Source organism: Acidovorax delafieldii 2AN, assembly GCF_000175235.1.
In the GTDB taxonomy this organism is placed as follows: domain Bacteria; phylum Pseudomonadota; class Gammaproteobacteria; order Burkholderiales; family Burkholderiaceae_C; genus Acidovorax; species Acidovorax delafieldii_B.
The window spans coordinates 1-554 of the sequence record NZ_ACQT01000628.1 but is presented as its reverse complement, the minus strand read 5'-3'; the positions used below and the strand labels follow the sequence as shown (position 1 = coordinate 554).

Below are 554 nucleotides of genomic sequence, written 5' to 3'. Positions count from 1 at the left end.
GCGCCAGGCGCTGCTGGCGGGCCGCGTAGCGCCGGCGTGCCTCATCGGCTTGTGGCTGGGACCAGGCAGCCCAGCCCGTTGCGCCGCCGCTGGCGTTCTCGATCTGGATGCAGTCCACGGGGCACACAGGAATGCACAACTCGCAGCCCGTGCAGTGGCTTTCCAGCACGGTGTGCATGAGCTTGTTGGCGCCCACGATGGCATCGGTGGGGCAGGCCTTGATGCACAGGGTGCAGCCAATGCACCAGTTTTCGTCGATGTACACCACGTTGCGCGGCGCTTCTACGCCATGCTCGGGATTGAGGGGCAGGGCGGTCAGGCCCGTGATGGCCGCCAGCCGCGCCACGCCCTCCATTCCACCGGGCGGACACTGGTTGATGGCCGCCTGGCCCTGGGCAATGGCTTGCGCGTAACTGGCGCAGTCGGGATAGCCGCAACGCGTGCACTGCGTTTGCGGCAGCGCTGCGTCAATGCGCGCCGCCAGGCGGGCCCGCGCATCCTGCGATTGCGGCATCCCTGGCATCAGGCCTTGCGGGGCGCCGGGGCGCCGGGTG

The 554-nt window shown here is 69.5% G+C and carries 1 protein-coding gene; it reads right to left on the bottom strand.

Annotation, left to right across the window (positions count from 1 at the left end):
* The coding region (locus ACDELDRAFT_RS23440) for an RnfABCDGE type electron transport complex subunit B (RefSeq protein WP_050784231.1) at positions 1 to 523 on the bottom strand (523 nt) is incomplete at its 3' end.
* Between the last annotated feature and the right edge of the window lie 31 nt (positions 524 to 554).